Source organism: Cohnella nanjingensis (assembly GCF_014212125.1).
GTDB lineage: Bacteria > Bacillota > Bacilli > Paenibacillales > Paenibacillaceae > Cohnella > Cohnella nanjingensis.
The window spans coordinates 1-23259 of the sequence record NZ_JACJVP010000056.1 but is presented as its reverse complement, the minus strand read 5'-3'; the positions used below and the strand labels follow the sequence as shown (position 1 = coordinate 23259).

Annotated in this window: 16 protein-coding genes; 14 read left to right on the top strand and 2 right to left on the bottom strand. The window is 61.3% G+C overall.

Features of this window, described 5'->3' with window-relative positions; translation table 11 throughout:
- Window positions 1-86: 86 nt before the first annotated feature.
- A complete protein-coding gene (locus H7C19_RS29725) occupies window positions 87-1073 on the bottom strand; it encodes a LacI family DNA-binding transcriptional regulator (protein WP_185672730.1) in 987 nt (328 codons plus the stop codon).
- Window positions 1074-1404: 331 nt separating this feature from the next.
- Between H7C19_RS29725 and H7C19_RS29720 the strand changes: the two genes are divergently transcribed.
- The 10 genes from H7C19_RS29720 (at window position 1405) to H7C19_RS29675 (ending at window position 16866) form a co-directional block, all read left to right on the top strand.
- Window positions 1405-2712, top strand: coding sequence for an ABC transporter substrate-binding protein (locus H7C19_RS29720; RefSeq protein WP_185672729.1), 1308 nt, complete (start codon window positions 1405-1407; stop codon window positions 2710-2712).
- A 69-nt stretch (window positions 2713-2781) separates the two neighbouring features.
- Window positions 2782-3675 (top strand): carbohydrate ABC transporter permease, encoded by an 894-nt coding sequence (locus H7C19_RS29715; protein WP_185672728.1) that lies wholly within the window; start codon window positions 2782-2784, stop codon window positions 3673-3675.
- Between the two features lie 15 nt (window positions 3676-3690).
- Entirely contained in the window at window positions 3691-4515 is an 825-nt protein-coding gene (locus H7C19_RS29710) for a carbohydrate ABC transporter permease (protein WP_185672727.1), read from the top strand.
- Window positions 4516-4549: 34 nt separating this feature from the next.
- The gene (locus H7C19_RS29705) at window positions 4550-7120 is read left to right on the top strand and encodes a GH116 family glycosyl-hydrolase (protein WP_185672726.1); all 2571 of its coding nucleotides are present in this window, start codon (window positions 4550-4552) and stop codon (window positions 7118-7120) included.
- A 107-nt stretch (window positions 7121-7227) separates the two neighbouring features.
- Window positions 7228-8082 carry a nucleotidyltransferase domain-containing protein gene (locus tag H7C19_RS29700; protein WP_185672725.1) on the top strand — a complete coding sequence of 285 codons (855 nt, stop codon included), beginning with the start codon at window positions 7228-7230 and terminating at the stop codon, window positions 8080-8082.
- Window positions 8083-8313: 231 nt separating this feature from the next.
- Window positions 8314-9093 carry a MerR family transcriptional regulator gene (locus tag H7C19_RS29695; protein ID WP_185672724.1) on the top strand — a complete coding sequence of 260 codons (780 nt, stop codon included), beginning with the start codon at window positions 8314-8316 and terminating at the stop codon, window positions 9091-9093.
- Window positions 9094-9117: 24 nt separating this feature from the next.
- Complete coding sequence (locus tag H7C19_RS29690) at window positions 9118-10566, top strand: alpha-L-fucosidase (protein ID WP_185672723.1); 1449 nt, start codon at window positions 9118-9120, stop codon at window positions 10564-10566.
- A gap of 199 nt (window positions 10567-10765) precedes the next feature.
- The gene (locus H7C19_RS29685; RefSeq protein WP_185672722.1) at window positions 10766-11869 is read left to right on the top strand and encodes an AAA family ATPase; all 1104 of its coding nucleotides are present in this window, start codon (window positions 10766-10768) and stop codon (window positions 11867-11869) included.
- Window positions 11870-12018: 149 nt separating this feature from the next.
- Window positions 12019-12978 carry a vWA domain-containing protein gene (locus H7C19_RS29680; protein ID WP_185672721.1) on the top strand — a complete coding sequence of 320 codons (960 nt, stop codon included), beginning with the start codon at window positions 12019-12021 and terminating at the stop codon, window positions 12976-12978.
- Window positions 12979-13167: 189 nt separating this feature from the next.
- Window positions 13168-16866 (top strand): glycosyltransferase family 39 protein, encoded by a 3699-nt coding sequence (locus H7C19_RS29675; RefSeq protein WP_185672720.1) that lies wholly within the window; start codon window positions 13168-13170, stop codon window positions 16864-16866.
- Window positions 16867-16897: 31 nt separating this feature from the next.
- Here the strand turns inward: H7C19_RS29675 and H7C19_RS29670 are convergent, their stop codons facing one another.
- On the bottom strand, window positions 16898-17860 hold the full coding sequence (locus H7C19_RS29670) for a D-2-hydroxyacid dehydrogenase (RefSeq protein ID WP_185672719.1): 963 nt from the start codon (window positions 17858-17860) through the stop codon (window positions 16898-16900).
- 388 nt (window positions 17861-18248) lie between these two features.
- Between H7C19_RS29670 and H7C19_RS29665 the strand changes: the two genes are divergently transcribed.
- The 4 genes from H7C19_RS29665 (at window position 18249) to H7C19_RS29650 (ending at window position 23167) form a co-directional block, all read left to right on the top strand.
- Complete coding sequence (locus tag H7C19_RS29665) at window positions 18249-18458, top strand: cysteine-rich CWC family protein (protein ID WP_185672718.1); 210 nt, start codon at window positions 18249-18251, stop codon at window positions 18456-18458.
- A 64-nt stretch (window positions 18459-18522) separates the two neighbouring features.
- Window positions 18523-19548, top strand: coding sequence for an NAD-dependent epimerase/dehydratase family protein (locus H7C19_RS29660; RefSeq protein ID WP_185672717.1), 1026 nt, complete (start codon window positions 18523-18525; stop codon window positions 19546-19548).
- 105 nt (window positions 19549-19653) lie between these two features.
- Window positions 19654-20112: a DUF4362 domain-containing protein gene (locus H7C19_RS29655; protein ID WP_221469553.1), complete on the top strand. Its 459-nt coding sequence runs from the start codon at window positions 19654-19656 to the stop codon at window positions 20110-20112.
- A 352-nt stretch (window positions 20113-20464) separates the two neighbouring features.
- On the top strand, window positions 20465-23167 hold the full coding sequence (locus H7C19_RS29650) for an S-layer homology domain-containing protein (protein WP_185672715.1): 2703 nt from the start codon (window positions 20465-20467) through the stop codon (window positions 23165-23167).
- Window positions 23168-23259 lie beyond the last annotated feature (92 nt).

Here is a 23259-nt window from a genome sequence, read left to right as displayed (position 1 = left end):
AGCTGGAAAATAACGACAAATCGCGACTTGCCGGACGGTGCCGGCAGTCGCGATTTTGTTCGTGGAGCCGCCTTCGAGACCGAGCGTCAGATCGATTCGCCCTGGACGATGCGATGGGGAATCGTCGTCCGCATCGGCACGTCCCGTCCCGCGATCCGATCGACGAGCAGGTCGACCGCCTGCGTGCCGACATCATCCGACGAATACGCGATCGTCGACAAGGCCGGCGAGATATAGGCCAGCGTGTCGATGTTGTCGAAGCCCATCAGACCGACGTCCTGCGGAATGCGAATTTCCTTCTGCTTCAGATGCAGCAGCACCTTCAGCGCATACTTGTCGCTCGTGCAGAGGATGACTTTCTTCTTGTCCCCCCGCCGCAGGAGCGCGTCGATCTCCTCCAGATAGCCCTTGTGCAGCACGATATCGGTCAGCAGGCCGGGCGTCTCCGCGATCGCCTCCTCGAAGCCGAGGTAGCGCTGCTCGACGGCGTACAGGTTGGTCTTGCCGGCCAGCGCCATCGGGGGACTGAGATAGATGATCTCCTCGTAGCCCTGGGCGGCCAGATGCCGTACGGCGTCCCGGATCGCCGCGCGGTCGTCCACCCATACGAAGGGGATGCCGTCGGAGACCAGATTGCCGAAGGTCACGACGGGCACGTTCAGCTTGCCGAGGAATTGCTCGAAGGCCTCGCCCTTGTTGACGGAGAGGAGGAGGATTCCGTCTACCTTGCGGTCGACGAGATGCTGCAGGCAGTCCTTCTCCTTCTCGGGGTCCTTGTTCGTCAGCGTCAAGTACAGGAAGTAGCCCAGTTCGCTGGCTCTCGTCTCGATCGCGTTGACGAGCTGGGGAAAGAGGCGGTTGTTGATGTCGAACAGGACGGCGCCGATCGACCGCGTGCTGCCCTTCACCAGGCTCTGCGCGAGAAAGTGCGGCCGGTAGCCGAGCTGCTCCGCCACCTGAAGGATCTTCTCCTTGGTCTCCGGATTGATGCCGGGACGGTTGTTGAGCGCCCGGTCGACGGTGCCGCGCGATACGCCGCAGATTTCGGCGATTTGCTGGCTCGTTTTGCTCATGGTCTGGTTCTCCTAAGCGAAGCCGTAGAGTAAGCCCCAAGCCGACGGGCCTAGGACGGGATATGTCTTCTATCTCGATTATATGCAAAAATAGCGAAAAAATAAATGCGTTCACGTGCACGATTTTCTGTTTACAGTCATTTTGCCCTGTGCTATATTTAAGCCGTTCACGTGCACGGTGACCAATTTTCGCTAGCGGCGGGGGATATCTATTCAACGCAAGGAAGAGAATTCGAGGGTGTAATCGCAGCAGACTTTGGCAAGGGATTTTTTCTAAAGGCCGAATTGTAAGCGCTTAAGAAGTCAACCTTCCGAGAAGGAGCGACCCATGATGAGAAGAACGAAAAGCGTCGCCGTCCTGACGCTGATCCTGGCCCTGTTCGCCTCGCTCATGGCGGCATGCGCGGGCGGTACGAAAAACGGGGAGGCGTCCGCGTCGTCCGATACGGGCGCGGCCAAGGGCAAACAAGAGGTCACGATCGTCTGGAACGAAGGAGACGTCAGCAACGAGCAGCTGAAGGTGCTGCTGGAAGAGTTCAACAAGAAGAACCCCGATATCAAGGTCAACCGGATCTCGGTGACGAGCAACGGCTGGGCCGACTACTTCAACAAGATCCAGACGATGATCGCGGGCGGCAAAGCCCCGGACGTCATCCGGGTCGCTATCGAAGGCATCCAGATGTTCGCGAAGCAGGATCTGCTGCTGCCGCTCGACGACTACATGGAGAAGTTCCCCGACGCGTTGGAGAATTACGAGGACCTGCATCCGAAGCTGCAATCCCCGTTCGTCGTCGACGGCAAGACGTACGGCTTCGTCTGGGACTGGAACAACGTGGTCATGCACTTCAACACCGATCTGCTGAAGGAGGCGGGGCTGTCCGTCCCTCCGTCCGACTGGACCCGCGACGACTTTCTCCGCTACGCCCAAGCCCTCACGACAGACAAAGACGGGAAGAAGACGTTCGGCTTCGCCATCCCGAACTACTACTTCGGGGCATCGGCGTGGCTGTTCAACAACGAAGCGAGCGTCCTGGACGAGAGCATGACGTCGAGCAAGCTGGACGACCCGAACGCCATCGAGATGATGCAGTTCTTCCAGGACTTGATCTACAAATACAAAGTCTCGCCCGTGCCAAATCCGAAGTCCGACATGATCAACGACCTGATCTCCGGCCGCGTCGCGATGATCTCCGCCGGCAAGTGGCCGTTCGGCACCTACGATAAGACGAAGTTCAAGGCGATCGACATTCAGCTCCTGCCGAAGTTCAAGACGCAGAAGGTCATCTTCGGCTCCGGCGCGTTCCCGGTTCTGAAGTCGACGAAGCAGCCGGAGGCGGCCTTTAAGCTGTCGGCGTTCCTGTCCTCGTCCTTCTCGCAGAAGACGACGCTGTCGAACTTCTCGATCCCGACCCGCATCTCGGTCATGAAGGAAGTGCTGCCGAAGACGCCGGCCGAGCATTGGCAAGTGTACGCGGACAGCGCCGATATCGCCCAGCCGGTCGAAGCGCCGATGCAGTACGGCGAGATCGAAGGCATCTTCAACCGCTACATGTCGTCGATCCTCTCCAATCAAATGGACGCCGCGACGGCCATGAAGAAGGCGAAGACGGAGATCGACGCCGCCCTGGCCAAAAAATAATCCAGCGGAAGCCGAAGGGGGCGCTGTGGTCCAGGGCCGCAGCTCCCGGCGGCTTCCGAGGAGGTATTCATGAGAATGCGTCGGTCCGTCAAGGACGGCTTCGCGGGCTATCTGTTCCTGTTTCCCGCGCTGCTCCTGTTCATCGTGTTCGTCGCCGAGCCGCTCGTCGTCTCCGTCTACCTGAGCTTCACCCAATACAACGTCATCACCCCGCACCGGTGGACGGGAATCGACAATCTGCGCCAGTTCTGGCACGACCAGCGCCTCGGCCTCATGTACGGCAATACGCTGAAGTACGTCCTGATCCTCGTCCCCATGCACATGATTCTGGGGCTGCTCCTGGCGCTCGGGGCGACGCGCGGCATCTCGAGCCGGTGGAAGTACTTCTACCGCACGGCCTACTACTTTCCCGTGCTGGTCACCTCGGCCGCCGTCGCCGTGGCCTGGAGCTTCATCTACGACAACGACTTCGGCGTCCTCAACTACCTGCTGGGCCTGCTCGGCATCGAGCGGATTCCTTGGCTGCAATCGCCGAAGTGGGTCTACCTGGCCGTCGCGATCTACAGCTTTTGGAAGTTCATCGGCAACGCCTTCCTCTATTACGTGATCGGGCTGCAGAACATTCCGAGGACGCTGTACGAGGCGGCGGAGATCGACGGGGCGAGCGCCGCGCAGTCCTTCTTCCGGCTCACGCTGCCGATGCTGTCGCCGACGATCTTCTTCGTGCTCGTCACGACGCTGATCGGCGCAACGCAGATCTTCGACGAGCCCTACCTGATCACCGGCGGGGGACCGGGCGACGCCTCGCGGTCGGTGAACATGTACATCTACGAGGTGGCGTTCCAGCACCACGAGATGGGCTACGCTTCCCTCGTCTCGATCAGCTTGTTCCTCATCATCCTGCTCGTGACCGCGCTCCAGTTCCGGTTCAGCCGGCAGTGGGTGTCCTATAACCAAGAATAGAGAGGAGGAAGGCCGATGAAGCGATACGGCGCCAGACTGCTGACGGACGGCGCGCTGCTGGTCGTCGCGGCGTTCATGTTCGCGCCCTTCCTGTGGATCATCTCGACGTCGCTCCGGCTGCCGCAGAACTCCTTCGACTTGCCCCCGGCGATCCTCCCGACGACGTTCAACTTCGACAACTACGGCGAAGTGTTCAAGCGAGTGCCGCTGCTCGCGTTCATGCTGAACAGCCTCAAGGTCGCGGGACTGATCGTGATCGGGCATGTGTTCATCTCCAGCATGGCGGCTTACGCGTTCGCCCGTCTCTCGTTTCCCGGCAAAAACGCCATCTTCCTCATCTTCCTGTCCGGACTCATGATCCCGGGCCAGGTGACGATCATCCCGCAGTTCATCCTGCTGTCGAAGCTCGATCTGGTCGATACGCACGCGGCGCTCATCCTGCCGGCGCTGATCAATCCGTTCGGCATCTTCCTCATCCGGCAGATGATGATGACGATCTCCCCGAGCTACGAGGAAGCGGCGTTCATCGACGGCGCCGGCCGCGTCCGCGGGTATCTCAACGTCATCCTGCCCATGTCCGTGCCGGTCATCGCCATGACGAGCGTGATGACGTTCATCGCGCATTGGAACGACTTTTTCCGGCCGCTCATCTTCCTGAACACGGCGGAGAAGATGACGCTCCCGATCGGCATGACCGTACTGAACGGCCAGTTCGGGGCGGGCAATCTGTCCGCGATCCTCGCGGGGGTGACGATCACGCTGATCGTGCCGATGCTCTTCTATATCTTCGGGCAGAAGTATCTGATCGAAGGCATCGCGGGCGGCGGACTGAAGGTCTAAATCACAGCCGATAGCGGCAAAAAGGAGAACAACCATGACGACATCCCGAAGGTTCGTGTACGAAGGCTACAAATCGAAGGAAATCTCGTTCCCGCTCGGCGGTATCGGCAGCGGCTGCGTCGGTCTCGCCGGGAACGGCAGGCTCATCGACTGGGAGATCTTCAACAAGCCGAACAAGCTGAGCCACAACGGCTTCTCCTTCTTCGCCGTCAAGGCGGAGGCGCAAGGCGTCGTGAAGCTGACCAAGGTGCTGCACGGCGACCTGCAGACCCCCTATACGGGCGAGGGCAAGGGCAAGTTCGAAGGCTACGGCTACGGGCCGAAGCGCGAGAACATGACGGGCTTCCCGCATTTCGCGAACACGTCGTTCAAGGGAGAGTACCCGTTCGCGGAGATCGCGTTCGACGACGCGGGGGATCCGATCTCGGTCAAGCTGACCGCGTTCAATCCGCTCATCCCGCTGAATGCGAAGGACTCCTCGCTGCCGGCCGCCGTGCTGACCTATGCCGTGACGAACCGGTCGGCGGAGCCGCTCGACGTGAGCGTCGTCGGCAACCTGACCAACCCCGCCAAACGGGGCGCCATTAACAGCTACTTCGACGAGGCGGGGTACCGGGGCTTCAAGCTCCGCTCGAACGCCTACGCCGAGGAGGAGGCTGCATACGGAGATCTGACGCTCGCGACGGACTGCGAGGACGTCAGCTACCAGAGCTACTGGTACCGCGGGGGCTGGTTCGACAACGCCGTCGTGTTCTGGCAGGCGTTCACCGCGCCGGGCCGGTTCAAGGAGCGGCACTATGACGACGTCAGCGAGTTAGGAGAGGATGCCCGCCAGTGGCGGGACGTCTGCCTGCTCAGCGGGCACCGGACGCTGGCGCCTGGAGAGACCGGCAAGTTCACGTTCATCCTCTCCTGGAGCTACCCGAACTACGTGAACGACTGGAATCCGGGCAAGGGCAAGGAGAACGGACCGTATCCGTCGTGGAAAAACTATTACGCGACGCAATTCGGGGATTCCAAGGAGACGGCCGGGTACCTGTTCGCGGAGCTGCCGCGCCTCGAACGCGAGACGCGCGCGTTCAAGGACTTGCTGTTCGGCTCGACGCTGCCACACGAAGTGGTGGACGCCGTCTCGGCCAACATCTCCATCCTCAAGTCGCCGACGGTGCTCCGCCTGCCCGACGGCTCCCTCTACGGCTTCGAGGGCGTTCATACGAACGAGGGCTCCTGCGAAGGCTCTTGCACCCACGTGTGGGGCTATGAGCAGGTCACGCCGTTCCTGTTCCCCGAGCTGGCCCGGTCGATGCGCGATAACCACTATCGGCACGCGCAGTTCGACAACGGCAAGGTCGCGTTCCGCCTCATGCTGCCGCCAGAGCGGACGCGCGAGGAGAACAAGTTCCACGCTGCCGCTGACGGCCAGATGGCCGACATCGTGAAGACGTACCGGGAATGGCGCATCTCCGGCGATACCGACTGGCTGCGTGGTATCTGGCCGCAGGTGAAGAAGTCGCTCGAATACGCCTGGGACCCAACGAACGACGATTGGTGGGACCGCGACCGCGACGGCGTCATGGAAGGCGTGCAGCATCATACGCTGGACGAGGAAGCGTACGGGCCGAACGCCTTTCTCTCGGGCATGTACCACAGCGCGCTCCTGGCGGCGTCTGTCATGGCCGAGGCGCTCGGCGACGGGGCGGCCGGCGAATACCGGGAGCTGTACGAGCGGGGGCGCCGTTGGGTACGCGATCATCTGTTCAACGGCGAATACTTCACGCAGCAGGTCGACCTGAAGGATGAGCGGTTCGACGTCGATCCCGAGCTCGGCGAGATCAAGTACCAGTTCGGCGAAGCCTGCCACATCGACCAGGTGCTGGGCCAATGGCACGCGCACGTCGTCGGGCTCGGCTACGTGTTCGACCGCGACCAGACGCGCGCGGCGGTAAGCGCGATCTACAAATACAACTTCATTCCGGTGCTGCGAGACTATACCAACGCCTGCCGAATCTACGGGCTGAACGACGAGCGCGGGCTCCTGATCGCCACGTACCCCAAGGGAGGCGCGCCGAAGGTGCCGGTGCCGTATGCGGACGAGTGCATGAACGGATTCGAGTATCAGGCGGCGAGCCATATGATCTACGAAGGTCTCGTGGAGGAAGGGCTTGCGGTCGTTCGGGCGATCCGGCACCGCTACGACGGGGAGCGCCGCAATCCGTGGAACGAATTCGAGTGCGGCAGCAACTATGTGCGGTCCATGGCGTCTTACTCTTTGTTAACCGCGCTGAGCGGATTCGAGTATGACCAGGCGCAGGAAGGTCTCATCGGGTTCAGTCCGGTCGTGAACCGCGAAGCGTTCAAGACGTTCTGGTCGCTGGGCCGGGGCTGGGGCGAGTTCGCGCATGCGAACGGTCAGCTGCGCCTCTCGGTCGCATACGGCGAGCTTACGGTCGGGCGCTTCCGCTCCGATCTGCTCGCGGGCCAGACGGCCGCGGCGGTCGTCGTGAACGGACGCCCCGTCGTCTGCGAGCGGGAGGGCAACGATCTCGTCTTCGCGGAGCGGGTGCGTCTCGCCGCAGGCGATACGTTGACGGTCGAGGCGCGGTAAGCGCGGAGATCGAGACGTCGCGGCGTTGACGGCCACGGCGTTGGCGCCCGGTCCGCTCGTTCGTCGCTGCAAGTTGGGCAAAAAAAAGGAATGCGGGGTGGACGAAGATGGCGGACCATCGGGATGCCGAGGCGATCATGGCGCGCGTCGTGCAGGGGCTGACGGCGGTACGGGGCGTGCGCGCGATCGTGCTCGGCGGCTCTAGAGCCAAAGGGACGCATCGGCCCGAATCGGATCTCGATATCGGTATTTTCTACGGCCCGGACGAAGAACTGGATCTGGAAGCGCTGGGCCGGTTGGCTTCCGAGCTGGACGACGAGGGAAAAGACGGCCTGATTACCCCCGTCGGCGGATGGGGACCGTGGATTAACGGCGGCGGGTGGCTGCAGGTGGGCGGCCTCCCGGTCGACTTCCTCTACCGGGACCTCTCCCGGGTGGAACGCGTCATCGGGGACTGCGCGCGCGGCGAAGTCACGATCGATTATCAGCCGGGTCATCCGCACGGATTCGTGAATGCGATCTATATGGCGGAGATCGCCTCCTGTCTCCCGCTGTGGGATCCCGACGGGAGCGTCGCCCGGCTTCGGGCGATGACCGATCCTTATCCTCAGGCGCTTAGAGCAGGGATCATGCGGAAGTTCGGATGGGAGGCGGGCTTCACGGCCGCCAACGCGCGCAAGGCCGTCGGCAAGCTGGACGCGAACTACGTCGCGGGCTGCTGCTTCCGCGCCGTCGCCTGTCTCAACCAGACGCTGTTCGCCCTGAACGGCAGGTACTTGATGAACGAGAAGGGCGCCGTCGACGAAGCCCAGTCGTTCCCGCTCGCGCTTCCGCGTTACCGGGCTTCGGTCAACGGCATCTTCGCCAGCCTCTCTCCCGACGCGGAGAGACTGGCGGATACGGTCGAGGCGTTGGATCGGCTGATCCGCGAGGCGGAGGCGTTAATCGAGGAGAATCGATAGAACGATAGAAGAGGGCTGTTCGCCATCGCGGTCGTCAAGACCGCCGGGGAGCAGCCCTTATTCGCCGCCGAATGCCAAAGCATGTCATATCGTGACCCCGAGGACTCCAACGACGGAGTCCTCTTCCTATTCGCGGGATTGCCGTTGCCGCGCCGAAGCGACAAAAAAAGGGAAAGATCACTTGCTCGTTACGTAACGTCATGTGATGTAATAAGAAGGGAGGCGATCTGCATGAGCGACAAAGACAAAACGTTTTTGATCGGCGAACTGGCCGCGGCCACCGGCGTAACGGTACGAACGCTCCAGCACTATGACAAGATCGGTCTTTTGCCGACATCCGGCCGGACCGAAGGCGGGAGACGTTATTATACCGAAGAGGACATGCTCTCGTTGGAGCAGATTATTTTTTACAAATCCTTGGGGCTTTCCTTGCAAGAAATACGCGACAAAGTGGTTAACCGCCCCTCGTTGTCGCAAATCGAGCAAATCTTGCATGCGCAAGAGGTCGCACTCTACAAGAAAATAGAAGATGCGCATGCCGGCATTGCTGCGATCGAAGCGTGCCGGACAGCCATAGCTTCGGGAAATTACCCGTCCTGGCAGCTTTTAACCGGTTTTATAGAGACGCTGAAGAACAGCAACCTGATGGATTGGAGGCAATACGCGTTTAAAGACGCACAGATGAGCGTATTCAGCAAGAGATTTGAAAACGAACAAGACGCTTTCGATTTGTATCACACCTGGCGAGTGTTGGCCTTAAAAGCCGCGACGCTGGCCAAGTCCGGGGTGTCGCCGGATGATCCGGCCGCGCAAGCCATGGCCGAAGACTGGCGGAAAATGACGGCGGATGTAACCCAAGGAGATCCCGACCGCATTCATGCTTTTGCTCAGGTACAAGCGGATCGATCCGCTTGGCCGGAAGGAGACCGCGATCTGATGGAGGCATCCCAACCGTTTATCGATCTGGCGGTGAAACGCTATTTAGAGCACCGGTCTCAAAAACAAAAATAACGAGTCAGAGGAGGTACGAGTATATTGAATCATCCCATCTATTATCCCACCAAAGAGTCTCTTCAGGCACATCCGGTTCCGGCATGGTTTGAAGATGCCAAATTCGGGGTGTTTATTCACTGGGGGTTGTTTTCCGTTCCCGGATTTGCACCCTTAGGCAGTCTAGCGGAGACGCTGAAGAACGATTATGATCGGGCGATGTTAAACTACCCCTATGCGGAAGGCTACTGGAACGCGATCAAGGACTCTCGTTCGCCATCCGCCCAGTACCATAAGGCTCATTACGGCAACATGCCTTATCAGGGATTCAAACCATTGTTTATGGAGGGTCTGGAAAAATGGGATCCCGCTGCCTGGGCCAAAACCTTTCGCGACGCCGGCGCAAAATACGTCGTGATCGTCACCAAACATCATGACGGTTTTTGCCTTTGGCCGACCGAAGTCGTCAATTCGCACGAACGGAACTGGTTTAGCGATCGCGATCTAATAGGCGAATTCGCCGCGGCGGTTCGACGGGAAGGCATGCGGTTTGGCGTTTACTATTCGGGCGGCATCGATTGGACGTTCCGGCGAAGGATCTCCAAGACGTTTATGGATTATTCCTATTCCACCCCGGGCGGCGATTATCCGGCCTATGCCGATGCCCAAGTCCGCGAGCTGATCAAGCGGTACCGTCCGGACGTTTTATGGAACGATATCTGTTGGCCGGCCGGCCAAGACCGACTGTTTCGTTTGTTTGCCTACTATTACGAAGTCGTTCCCGACGGCGTGATCAATGACCGGTGGAAGCATGCAAGCCCGTTCAACAAAATCATGGGACTGAAGCCGATGCGCGCCATGATGGACGTCATGGTCAAGCAAATGATCAAGAAAAACCCCGATATCCACTCCGCCCTTGTACAGCCCGCCATTCCCCACAGCGATTTCGCCACGCCGGAATATACGAAATTTTCGGATATCCAAACGAAAAAATGGGAGATGACGCGCGGAATCGGAAACTCGTTCGGCTATAACCGCAATGAACGGGAGGAACACTACGCCGCCTTTGAGACCTTATTGTTGGATTTTATCGATGCCGTGTCCAAGAATGGCAATCTGCTGCTGAATGTGGGTCCGCGAGGAGAAGATGCCCGGATCCCCGAGGAACAACGAAGCCGATTGACCCCATTTGGCGAATGGCTGAAGCGGAACGGGGAAGCGATTTATGGTACGCGGCCTTGGGCGCGGGCGGAAGCGGTCGCGGCGTCAGGGGAATCGATCCGGTTTACGAAGAAGGACGATAAGCTCTATTTGATGATTCTAGGCGAGCCCCGCAGCCCCCAAATAAGCGTGAAAAATGTATCCCTTGATGGCGAAGCGACTTTGCTCGCCGATGGCAGTCCGGTTCGGCTCGAACGGGAAGGCGGCGACACGGTTCTCACCTTTTCGCGGCACCTTCAAGATTCGTTTACGCCTGTTGTACGGATCCAGTAGGAGCGGATTGGCCTCGCCTCTTTGGAGTCGTCAACCCGCTGCGCCTTGCGTTTGCGGATTGACGAACGAAAACAAGCAGGGTATTATAAGTACTAAATTAGTAAATAAGTAATTTAGTAAATCGAACTGCAAGCATGTTGAGAGGGCCTCGCCGCCGGAGCGATCTCCCCGGTTTGCGGTTAGGAAGGGAGCAAGGAAGATGAATGACCGTGACTTTATTTTGTCGCCTGCAAGACAATTGACGGATGCGGAAGAAGCGCTCGTTTGGAAAAAGCCGTCCTCTCATCAAATCAGCGACGAAGAACGCCGTATTTGCAATGAAATCAAGCGGAACTGGCATCGCGGGGAAATGAGAATCGCCAATCTATTGCTGGAGGGCGACGCCGGCACGGGTAAGACCCAACTTGCCAAAGCATTGTCGGCGAATTTCGGGCTGCCGTACACGAAGGTAACCTGTTTTGCCGATATGGATAAGTCGGATATCATTGGCGCGATATTGCCGGTGATTGCCTCCGAACGCTTAGAGAAGTTGGAGCTTGCGGACCAAAGCGCTTTGCAAGCCTTGTACGAGAACGACGGTTTTCGAAGCGCGACCGAAGTATTGATGGACGTGCTGGGAGTGAATCGGGAGGCAGCCGCGTCAAAGATGAAACAATTGCTGAAGCTGGCCGCGGACAACGCCGAGGGCGATGCGGTGGAATATCGGTTCTACCCCTCCGAAATCGTCAGAGCCTATCAAAACGGATACCTTCTGGAAATTCAGGAACCGAACGTTATTCGCGATGCCGCGGTGTTAATGGCGCTGAATTCGGCATTGGAGCTGGACGGCAGCATCAACCTGCCCACCGAAATGATACGCAGACATCCGGACTTTATAGCGGTCATTACGGCAAACCGAAGTTATGCAGGGGCCAGGCCGCTAAACGAAGCCCTGCGCGACAGGGTTCAGCATACGGAAAAGATGGACCTGCCGACCAAAGCGGTCATGATGGAACGCGCAATGGCTAAAACCGGGTATAGGAATCAACAGGTTTTGGACGTATTTGCAGATACCATTGTGATGCTGGACAAAACAGCCCGGGCCAATGCCATAAAAGGCGTGGCCGGCATGCGTTCCTATTTCTACTGGGTAGACGCGGTAGCCGGAGGCGCCTCCCCGGCGGAATCCCTCTATCATAAAGTCATCTATAAGATCACAACCGATTCCGAGGAAATTAAAATATTGGAAGATGCGCTAAGAAGCCATCATTTGTTGGAAGACTTGAACGCGGTTGAAACGGAAGTAAAAAAAAACGAATTTTAGACACCGCGGAGATCCGGACATGGGGAACGATAGAAGATGCCGATTTTGACGATGACGACAACGCCGAGGAGACCGGTATCGCATTTAGCAAGTCCGCCGACAGCGACGAAAGCCCATCGTCCGATCGCGCTTCCGATGACTCCGATGGGATGGAAAGTTCGGATTTGGGGGAGAATGGCTCTCCCCAATATCACCAAGCCAATCCGGATCCCATGCCGGAGGACGCGCAACGAAAAGAACGAGATTTTCGTAAAAAGCTGAATCGGGAAGCGCGGGAGACCGTGTCCGAATCGATTCATAAGGGCGTAAAGCTCATTGTTCACCGTCCGACGTACGTTTTGGAAAATAAACAGGAATATGTCAGCCTCAGCAAGGAGCTTATGCCTGTCATATGGGAAATCGCCAGAAAAACGCTTCCGCTTTTGGAGCATGAGATCTCCGCCGATTTTGCGAGAAATCATTATTACGGCACCAAATTTCAAGCGGAAAGCGTCGCATATCGGGACTTCAGATCTTTTGCCAAGAAACGGCCGCCAACGGAATCCCCTTCCCTCGCGGTGGGTCTGAGGGTTGACGAATCGGCATCGATGGCTGCTTTCGGAAGATTAGAAGCGGCAAAGCGCGCCGTTCTCGCAGTCTATGAATTTTGTCAAATTTGCCATATTCCCATCTTGATCTACGGCGATACTGCGGATGTCTCCAGAATGGAGCAGATGTCGATCTTTGCCTATACCGACTTCGATCAACCGGATCCCCATGATCGATTCAAACTGATGGGGATTCGCGCCCGAAGCAATAATCGGGATGGATTGGCGCTTCGAATGATGGCGGAACGGCTGGCAAGTTCGCCGCAACAAACCAAACTGTTGATCAGCATCAGCGACGGGCAACCCAAGGCGATGGACGACTATACCGGAAGTTATGCGGCGCAAGACGTGCAGCAGACCGTATCCGAATACGAGCGGAAAGGAATTGCCTTTCTGGCAGCCGCCATCGGCCAAGACAAAGAGGTGATTCAACAAATCTATGGGAAGGAAAGATTTCTGGATATATCCAACCTGAACGCGTTCCCCGCACAATTGGTCCGCATCATCGCGCGGCATTTGTAAGGTTGAAGAGGATAGAGGGGTGCGAAACCTCGATCCGCTGCCTCCGTCCGCCCAAAAGAGGAAAATCCGCTGCGGGCGTCGAAAAAGAATGAATCTCAAAACATTCATAGATGCCAGCCGGAATGCCCCTTAATGAGCCTATCGTTCGGGGGCATTCCTGCGCGGTGTCGGTTATCGGAAGGTGGCATTATGAAGAGAGGCTTCGCGTTCGTCTGGACCTTGCTCCTATTCTTCTTGTTCGCGTCGGCGGCCAACGGGCAGACGGCAAGCACGCTCATCCGCAACGGCGGCGCCGAAGAGGCGAACGGGAGCGACCCCGCTTCCTGGTCGAGGGAGGTCTATGCGCAGGGCGCAAGCGGCGAAGAGATCAGCGCGCTGACGCTAGGCGCTGACGGTGGGCATACCGGCAGCCGCTATCTGCGCATCCAGAGCGCCGAGTCCAACGACGCGCGCTGGGTGCAGACGGTGGCGGTCGAGCCCGACACCGTCTACAGGCTGTCCGCCTGGGTACGCGCCTCGGGCATCGATCCGGCCCGGACGGGCGCGAACGTCTCCGTCCTCGGCATCGGGAGCACTTCGGCGGACGTGAAGGATACCCAAGGACAGTGGGTCCCGCTCGAGATGTACGGACGCACCGGGCCGGACCAGCGGGAGATCGGCGTCGCGGTTCGGCTGGGCGGCTACGGCAATCTGAACGCGGGGACCGCGGACTTCGACGACATCGCGCTCGAAGCGGTGGAGGCGGCGCCCGCGGGCGCGACCGTCCTGTCGCTGACGCCGGACGAGCTGCCTCCGGCCGGCGCGACGAGCGGAACCTCCTCGCACGCGCCGTACGTCACAGCGATGTTCCTGTTCGCCGCGGCGTACGCGCTGCTCGGCTACTGGGCCGTCCTCGCTCTCCGTAAGGGCGAAGGCGGTCTGCCGGACCCGGACACCCGTCGCGGGGCGCGCTACGCGGTACTGCTCTTCGCCGGCGCTTTGGCGCTGCGCGTCGTCTGCGCCCCGATCGTCGCCGGCCATCCGATCGACATTCTCGATTTCTACGCCTGGGCGAATCACGCTTATGAAGCGGGCTTGCCCGGCTTCTATACCGCCGACATGTTCGTCGACTACCCGCCGGGCTATATCTACGTGCTCTACGTAATCGGCCTGTTCCAACATGTCTTCGCGCTGGAATATCAGACGAGCGCTTCCCTGATCTTCTTGAAGCTGCCGTCGATCGTCGCCGACCTGCTGGCCGCCTGGGTCGTATTCAGGCTGGCGCGGAAGTACGCGGGCGCGCGGGTCGCGGCGGTCCTGGCGCCGCTCTATCTGCTCAATCCGATGGTGTTCCACAATTCGGTCGTCTGGGGGCAGATCGACTCCGTCTTCACGCTGTTTGTCCTGCTGTCCGTCTGGCTCATCGCGGAGAACAAGCTGGCGCGCGCGTCCGCCTGCCTCGTCGTCGCGATCCTGATCAAGCCGCAGGCCGTCGTCCTGATCCCCGTCCTCCTCATTGCCCTCTGGCGGAGAAAGGACGGAAAAGCCTGGGCGCGCGCTATCCTATACGGCGCCGCCGCGTTCGTCCTGCTGGTTCTCCCGTTCTCCATCGGCCAGAAGCCATGGTGGATCGTCGAACGGTATCGGGCCATGTTCGAGAGCTATCCGTACGCCACGTTGAACGCGGCGAACCTGTACGGCCTGCTCGGGCTGAACGCCGCCAAGCTGACGAGCGGCATGACGGTCTCGAGCAACCTGTTCGTCGTGCTCATCGTGGTCTTCATCGCGGTACTCGCTTATCGTTACCGGCAGCGGCCGGTCGCCCATTACGCCTACCTCGCCTTTCTAACGCACGCGCTCGTGTTCGCCCTGAAGACCAACATGCATGAGCGCTACGGCTACCCGGCCGTCGTCCTCGCGCTGCTGGCCTATGCGCTCCTGAAGGACCGGAGGATGCTCTGGATGTTCCTCGCGCTCACCTTCACCCATTTCGCGGACGTCGCTTACGTCTTCAAGTTCAGCTTGGACAAGCAATATTACCTTGCTGCGGGCGACGGCTGGTTCCGCTTCCTCTCGCTCTGCAACATCGTCATCGCGGGATACGCCGCCTATGTCGGCTGGACGCCGGACAAGGCTGTCGGGAAGTCGCCTGCCAAGGCGCAGACGGGCAAGGCCAAGCCGCGGGGGGCCGCACGTCCCGCCGCATCGGACGGCGGCATCCGGGAGGAGCTGTCGGCGAACGCGGAGCGGCGCATGAAACGGATCGACCGCCTCCTCGTTACCGGCCTCACGGCGGTCTATGCAATCCTGGCCTTCGTGAATCTGGGCACGATGCGCAACCCGGATACCGCTTGGAAGCCCGGCGCCGCCGACAGCGCCGTCGTCTACGACTTCGGCCAGCCGGCGACGGTCGCGAGCGTCCTCTGGTACGGCGGCATCGGCGACGGCGCGTTCGAGTTGTCCCAATCGTCGGACGGACAGAACTGGACGCCGGCGCTGCAGCTGGAGCTGAACGGCGGCACCGTCTTCCAGTGGAAGCAGCAGCCGGTCTCGTTCACGGCGCGCTATGCGCGGCTCACGGCGACCAAGCCCGGCGGGACGCTCTACGAGCTCGCGTTCCGGGACGACATGCAGCGCCCCATCGCGCCGACGTCGGCGAACCCGGAGGAAGGGGCGCGCCTCATCGACGAGCCCGGTTCCGTGCCGGACAAGCCGTCCTATTTGAACAGCATGTATTTCGACGAGATCTATCACGCGCGGACCGCCTACGAATTCCTGCATCATATCGAGCCGTACGAGACGACGCATCCGCCGCTCGGCAAGGCGCTCATCTCCCTCGGGGTCGCGATCTTCGGCATGAATCCGTTCGGCTGGCGCGTCGTCGGCACGCTGTTCGGGATCGCCATGATCCCGATGCTGTACCTGTTCGCCAAGCGGCTGTTCGGCAAGACCGAATACGCCTTCCTGGCGGCCTTCCTGCTCGCGTTCGACTTCATGCACTTCACGCAGACGCGCATCGCCACGATCGACGTGTATGGCGTATTCTTCATCCTGATGATGTACTACTACATGTACAAATTCTATATACGGAGTCTCGGCGGCGCATCGTTCCGCGCCTGCGCGGCGCCGCTCGGGCTGGCGGGGCTGTTCTTCGGCATCGGGGCGGCTTCCAAGTGGATCGACATCTACGCGGGGGCGGGCCTGGCCGTGATTCTGGCCATCGCGCTCTATCGCCGGTACAGAGAGAGGAGATTTCTCTGGCAGGTCGTAGGCTGGTGCTGCCTCGCGTTCCTGCTCGTGCCTGCAGTCATCTATACGCTCAGCTACATTCCGTTCTTCCTGGTACCGGGTCCGGGCCACGACTTCCAGGGCATGCTGAATTACCAGAAGTTCATGTTCAACTACCACAGCCATCTCGTCGCGACGCATCCGTTCGCCTCGAGTTGGTGGGAGTGGCCGCTGATCGTGAAGCCCATCTGGTATTACGCCGGATCGGTTGCGCCCGGCTACGTATCGAGCATCGCGGCGCTGGGCAACCCGGCGGTGTGGTGGGTCGGCACGGCGGCGGTCTTCGCGGCGATCGGGGTCCGCCTCCGCAAGCCGGACCCGCGGCTCACGTTCCTGCTCGTCGGTCTGGCGGCGGAATATTTGCCGTGGGTCGGCGTGCAGCGGCTGACGTTCATCTACCATTTCTTCGCGAGCATTCCGTTCCTCATCCTGCTCGCCGTCTACCTGATCATGCTGGGACGGGAGAGCCGCCTGCTATCGCGCGGCGCCGTCTATGCCTACATGGGCGTCGTCCTCGGGCTCTTCATCCTCTTCTATCCGGTCTTGTCCGGCATGACGGTGAAGCAGTCGTATGTCGCGCACGCGCTCAAGTGGTTCTCGTCCTGGTACTTCGGTGCCTGAGCGCGGCGACGGCGAGCTTCGGACAGCCAGTTCACCGGCTGACGAGATTCGCCGGATCGCCCGCGAGGAAGCGCGCGACGTTGTCCACAGCGGCGCGGAGCAGCCGCTCTCGCGCTTCGAACGACGCCCAAGCGATATGGGGCGTCAGAATGCAGTTCGGCGCGCCGACGAGCGGATGATCGGGGGGCGGCGGCTCCTGGGACAGCACGTCCAGCGCCGCACCCGCGATCGCGCCCGAACGGAGCGCCCCCGCGAGATCGTCTTCCGCGACGAGCTTGCCTCGGGCGGTGTTGATCAAGTAGGCGCTCGGCTTCATGAGAGCCAGCGTATCCCGGTTGATCATCCGCTCCGTCTGCGGAGTGAGCGGGCAGTGGAGGCTCACGACGTCCGCCGTCTTCAGCACGGTCGCGAGGTCCGCGCGGCGCACGTTCGCCGGGTCTCCCGGCTGCGGCTCGACGCTCCGACCCGCCGCGAGGACGCGCATGCCGAATGCTGCGGCCAGCTCCGCGGTGCGGGCGCCGATGCGGCCCATGCCGACGATGCCGAGCGTCTTGCCGGCGAGCTCGGTCTGCGGCGTATGCCAATAGCTGAAGTCCGGACTGTCCGCCCAGTCGCCGCGATGCGCCGAATCGCTGTGCAGGCCGGCCCGGTGGCAGAGCTCCAGCAGCAGCGCGAAGACGAACTGCGCCACGGAGTCCGTCCCATATGTAGGTACATTCGCGACGACGATATCCCGGTCGGCTGCCGCTTGGACGTCGACGATATCGTATCCGGTCGCCAACACGCCGATATAGCGCAGCTTGGGCAGCCGGTCCAACACGTCGGCCCGCAGCGGCGTCTTGTTCGTGAGCACGATCTCGGCGCCCTCCGCGCGCTCGACGATCCGCTCAGCCGGCGTCCGGTCGTAGACCGTAAGCGGGCCAAGCGCCTCGAGACGCTCCCAGCTCAGATCGCCGGGATTCAGCGTATGTCCGTCTAATACGACGATATTCATTTGGATGAGACCTCCTCCGCAGGGCGGTTTGATAGGCATCTGGGTTCACTCTCATTCTAGTCGATGGGGCGGAGACCGCACAATGAAGAGCCGGGAGGCCGAAAATGAACGAGCAGGATCGCGTACCGTGGCAAGTATGCTTTAACCAGGACTATGGCTTGAATTTCATGGCTTAGCTGGCGAATCTGCAGGAGCCCTGGTGGATAGACGTACTGAAGGCGGCCGGGGCGCAGCGCTTCGCCTTCGCCGAACGTAACATTAGGGAAGCTTCGTTCGTTTACCCTATGTTCGGGCTCGCGGCGCTGCGGTCCTGGTTTGGAACTTATTCCCTGATTTTGCGTCTAACCGAAGATAGATAGGCGGGCAGCGTCCGGAAGGAGGATATGCATTGCACGAGAACATCGATCCCGCGATCTGTCCCGTCTGCGGCGGTGACAACGGCTGCGCCTTGCTGGCAGGCCAACCTATCGAGCAGTGCTGGTGCATGCGCACGCGGATCCCCAAGGAAGTGCTCTCCGCGATCCCGGCGGAGCGGAGGGGCAAGGCGTGCGTCTGCCAAGCCTGCGCGGCAGGAAGCGCTCCAGCCAGACCGGATTGATGCGCAAGATCGCTTGCCGAGCCGAACGCCATTCTACGCGAATCGAAGAAGGAGAGGGCGACTTATGAAGCTGTTAATTCTCGGAGGCACCCGATTTCTGGGTTATCATCTCGTCCATGCGGCCGTTCGGTCCGGACACGAAGTGACGATCTTTCATCGCGGGCAGACCGAATCGGGGCAGCTCCCCGCAGGCGTAGAACGGCTTCAAGGCGATCGGGACGGCCGTCTGACCGCGCTCGAGGGCCGGCGGTGGGACGCCGTCGTCGATTGCTCCGGCTACGTGCCGCGGATCGTCCGGCAATCGGCGGACCTGCTGAGGGACGCCGTAGACCGCTATATCTTCGTCTCCAGCATCTCGGTCTACGCCGATCTGAGCCGTCCTGGGGGAAGCGAAGATTGGCCCGTCGCCCGGCTGGCCGATCCAGAGACCGAGGAAGTAAGCCTGCACTATGGCGCGTTGAAAGCCGCATGCGAAGAGACGATCGAGGAGCTGCTGCCCGGGCGGACGCTCGTCGTGAGGCCCGGGTTGATCGTCGGGCCGCAGGACCCGACTGACAGATTCACCTACTGGCCTACCCGTATCCGCAAGAGCGGGGAGGTGCTCGCGCCGGGGCACCCGGACGCCGGCGTCCAGTTCATCGACGTCCGCGACCTGGCGGAATGGATCGTTCGGATGGCCGAGCGGCAGCGGACCGGCACGTTCAATGCGACGGGGCCTGAACGGCGGCTCTCCATGGGAAGCTTCCTGGAGGCGTGCAACGAGACGTTGAACGGCGATGCGCGCCTCGTCTGGATGAGCGACGACGCGCTGCTGGCGCAGGAGGCGGGGCCATGGATCGAGATCCCGCTCTGGATTCCCGGCGAGGGAGAGACGTCGGACGTCGCTCACATGCTGGCCGTGAATATCGACCGCGCGCTGGCCGAGGGGCTCGCGTTCCGCCCGCTCGCGGATACGATCCGCGATACAGCGGCATGGGACGCATCCCGAAGCGCGGAGGAGACGCGCCGCGCCGGACTTGCGCCGGATCGGGAGCTGCAGCTGCTGCGCGCCGCGGGCGCGGAAGGCTCGGCCGCGGCGGAAGATCGCTAAGCGCGTCTATGGCTTGTCCGATGCGACGGGCGTTATGAGGCCGATCCGCAGGCCGAGGCCGTACAAGCATCGTCGCGGCCAACGGCACCGGAATAAAGATGGAAGTTGGTGACGGATACGGTCTACCATTCGTGGCTCGCGGTTTTGTTGAAATGGCTGTCCGCGTCGGTCGTGGTGCTGCTGCTTCTGACCGGCTGCGCCACCCGCGCACAGGACCGGCAAGGCGGGCATATTCTGACTCGGTTCGATCGGCAAGATCTCGCTACGGCGACGGCGTTCGTGCGCCACTTCAAGCAGCATCGCGGCGACCGGATGATGGCCGTACAGCAAGGGTTAGACAGCGGTCCCGTCATATACGACCTCTGGTCGGACGGCAAGACGATCGAAGTGCGAATCGACGATTCCCGGGATATCTATAGCGACAGGAATCAGACGACGTTTACCTGCAAGAACGCCGAGATCGCGCGCGCCTGGGGCAAGAAGCAGTTCCAAGTGTCCTCCTGCGAGGGGGTGGAAGGAGGGGGCGCATGGCTGTTCGCATTCGACGGGCTTTGGCGATCCTGATCGCCAGCACGTTCTTGGCGACCGGCAGCCGCTTTGGGGTTTCCAAGCTTCGGACAACAATGCCATGAGCACGGTCGACTTTTCGCCGGAATACCTGCAGCGCGCCCGCTTCGCGATCGTCATCAACGTCCTGTATGAGGATTCGCGGTAAGTGCCTTGAGCGCCCACGCGCCGGAGCGGCGCAGGAGAGACTCCTTCGCGGGGCTTCCGTATGATGGGGTCAGCCAGAGATTTCTGGTTGGCCTCTTTTTTTGTTGGGAGAAGCTTGAGAGTAATTTGGGAGCGCGGCCTGCTATTCTTCGACAGAACCGGGGAGATATTGTCCCTCATTGTCGAAGGAGAGATGCATAGCATGATTTGGACAAGCTGGAGGCGCGCCGGCATGACGGCGCTTGCGATTCTGGTCGCTTTGCAAACGTTGTGGGCGATCGGCGGAAGCGGCAGAGCGGAGGCGGCGGGGAGCGACCGTTCCTGGCAGCTGTTGGGGAGCGAAGTCGAGGCGGCGGGCACGAATAGAACAACTTACGCGGCCAATCTTGACGGCGATCACGCGCCAAGAGCGCTGGCCGCGGATACGACGCCGCCAGCCGTGATTCAATTGCTGCCGGAAGACGGAGAGGAAGATGCCGGCCGGGACGGGAAGCTGACGCTCACGTTCGATGAGCCGGTAGAGCCGGTGGCAGGCCGGATCATTCAATTGTTTCGGATAAACAGCGACTTCCCGCCGATTGAACGGATCGAGGAGATCGATGCGGGCAGCGCTAAAGTGTTGGTGAACGGCGCGACGGTAGAGATCCGACCGTCACACGTCATGTCCGGAGGGACGACCTATCAGGTTTACGTGCCGCGCGGCGCGTTCCGGGATGCCTCCGGCAACTTGTACAGCGGCATGTCCGACGCGAGTCCTTGGACCTTCACGACGGCGATATCGGTACCGGACGCCCCGACAGGCATTGAGGCGGAATCCGGCTTCGAGATGGCGACGGTGAGCTTCGACGTTCCGTCGAACGGGGGGAGTCCGATCCGGAAGTATACGGTGGCAGCCTGGGCGAACGGCACGGCGGAACGTACGGTTGAGGGGCTCGGCAGTCCGATTGAGGTCACGGGCCTCACGAAAGGAAAAGCCTATACGTTCACGGTGACCGCAGTCAACGCTGAAGGGGATTCCGCGCCGTCGGCGCCTTCGGCTGCAGTCGTGCCTGACGGTCTGCCCGACGCGCCTTCGGGCGTGACCGCTGTGAGGGATGGCGGCGAGATTCGCGTAAGCTTCGCGCCTTCCGCCGTCTACGGCATCCCGGTGACCGGGTACGTAGCCACGGCTTGGGAAAGCGGCGCGCAGGCGGGATCCGGGGCGGGCGAGGCCGGCCCGATCCGGGTGACGGGGCTGCCGAGCAAGAAGACTTATACGTTCACGGTGACGGCGGTGACCGCTCAGGGAAACTCGGAACCATCCGATCGCTCGGCCGAAGTCGGGCTGCCGGGAGAGCCGGGCGCGCCGACCGCCGTCACGGCGGACCCGGGCGACCGGAGCGCGACCGTCCGCTTCCTGCCTCCCGCGGATGACGGAGGCAGCCCGATCACGGGATACAAAGCGACCGCATGGGCCGGCGGCCAAGCCGTCCTGACGGCGAGCGGCACTTCCAGTCCGCTGGAGGTCGGCGGTCTGACCAACGGCACCGAGTATACGTTCACGGTCGCGGCCGTCAACGAGAACGGAGAATCCCCGGCTTCGGCCGCGTCGACGCCGGTGAAGCCGGTCGCGCCGTCCGAAGGCGGCGGTGGCGGCGGCGGTGGAACAGGCGGGGGCGGAAACGGCGGCGGGACGGCCGAAACCTATACGGCAGACCTCAGTTCCGGAGACCAAACGAGCGTCAGCCGCGAGCGTACAGCGGACGGACGGATTCGGGACGCGCTTGACCTCTCCTCCGGAAAAGTCTCCGATGCGGCAGCGAAGCTGAAGACGAAGGCGCAATCTCAACTGGATATTTCGCTGCCCCCGCTCAGCGATCAAGCAGCGGAGTTCGTCCTTGCCTTGTCGGCGGACGCGGCGCAGCTCCTGGCGAAGGAGAGCATCGCTCTCGGACTCAAGCTGCCGTCAACCGTAATCGTCGTCCCCGCGGCTTCGTTGCAGAGCGTTTCCGGTCCCGTCAGGCTCGTCGTATCTCCGACGCGCGATGTTGCGGCGAAGACGGCTGTCGCGAAGCGTGCAGAGAAGGCAGCGGCCGTGAAGACGGTCGCAGGCAATGGCGCGGTAACGCTGCTCGGCGATCCGGTCAAGTTGGAGACGAACTTGGGAGCCGTGACGCTCACGCTGCCAGCCGGGGGCGCGTCGGACACGGGCGTCTATAGCGAAGGAAGCGGCGCTGAAGGCAGCTTGGACCGAGGCCGTCCCACAGCGCAAGGACCCAACGGCCAAGCAGGCATTGCAATCGACGCGAAGGCATCCGGCCTTTTCGCCGTCGTACGCGTAGAAGGTTGGGATGGGCGGGAGGCGAACGTCTTAACCGGCGCTTACATTACCGGGTATGCCGGAGGCTTGTTCAAGCCGAATGCCGGCGTCACGCGTGCCGAGATGGCCGCCATGCTGATGCGCGTCCTTCCGGCGGATACGAAGAACGGTACCGGCAGTTTCTCCGACGTGCCGGTGTCCCACTGGGCCAGCCAAGCGATCGGAAATGCCGTGTCTCGCGGATGGATGAAGGGCTACCCGGACGGCACCTTCCGCCCGGAACAATCGATCACGCGCGCGGAGATGGCCGCGCTCTTGGCCGGGCTGCCTCAACGGGAAGGGGAGGCCGCATCCGTGGCGGAATTTACCGATACGGTTGGTCACTGGGCGCAGGCCGCCATCCGTCAAGCGCACGCCGCCGGCTTGTTGAACGGCTACCCGGACGGCCGCTTCCTTCCGAAGCAGGCGCTCAGCCGCGCCGAAGCGGTCGCGATCGTGAACAAGCTGTTGGGGAGGAAGCCCGAGGAGGACGGGGAGCCGCGCTTCGCTGACGTTCCCAAGACGCATTGGGCGTTCGGAGCGATCCAAGCCGCTTCCAAGCCGTAATCGTGAAGTAGAAGAAAGAAAAGGGAGAACGGGTTCGATTGGCGGGGTCTCGGAGGACGCGAGATAACCGCCGAAACGGGTTAACGCCGCGG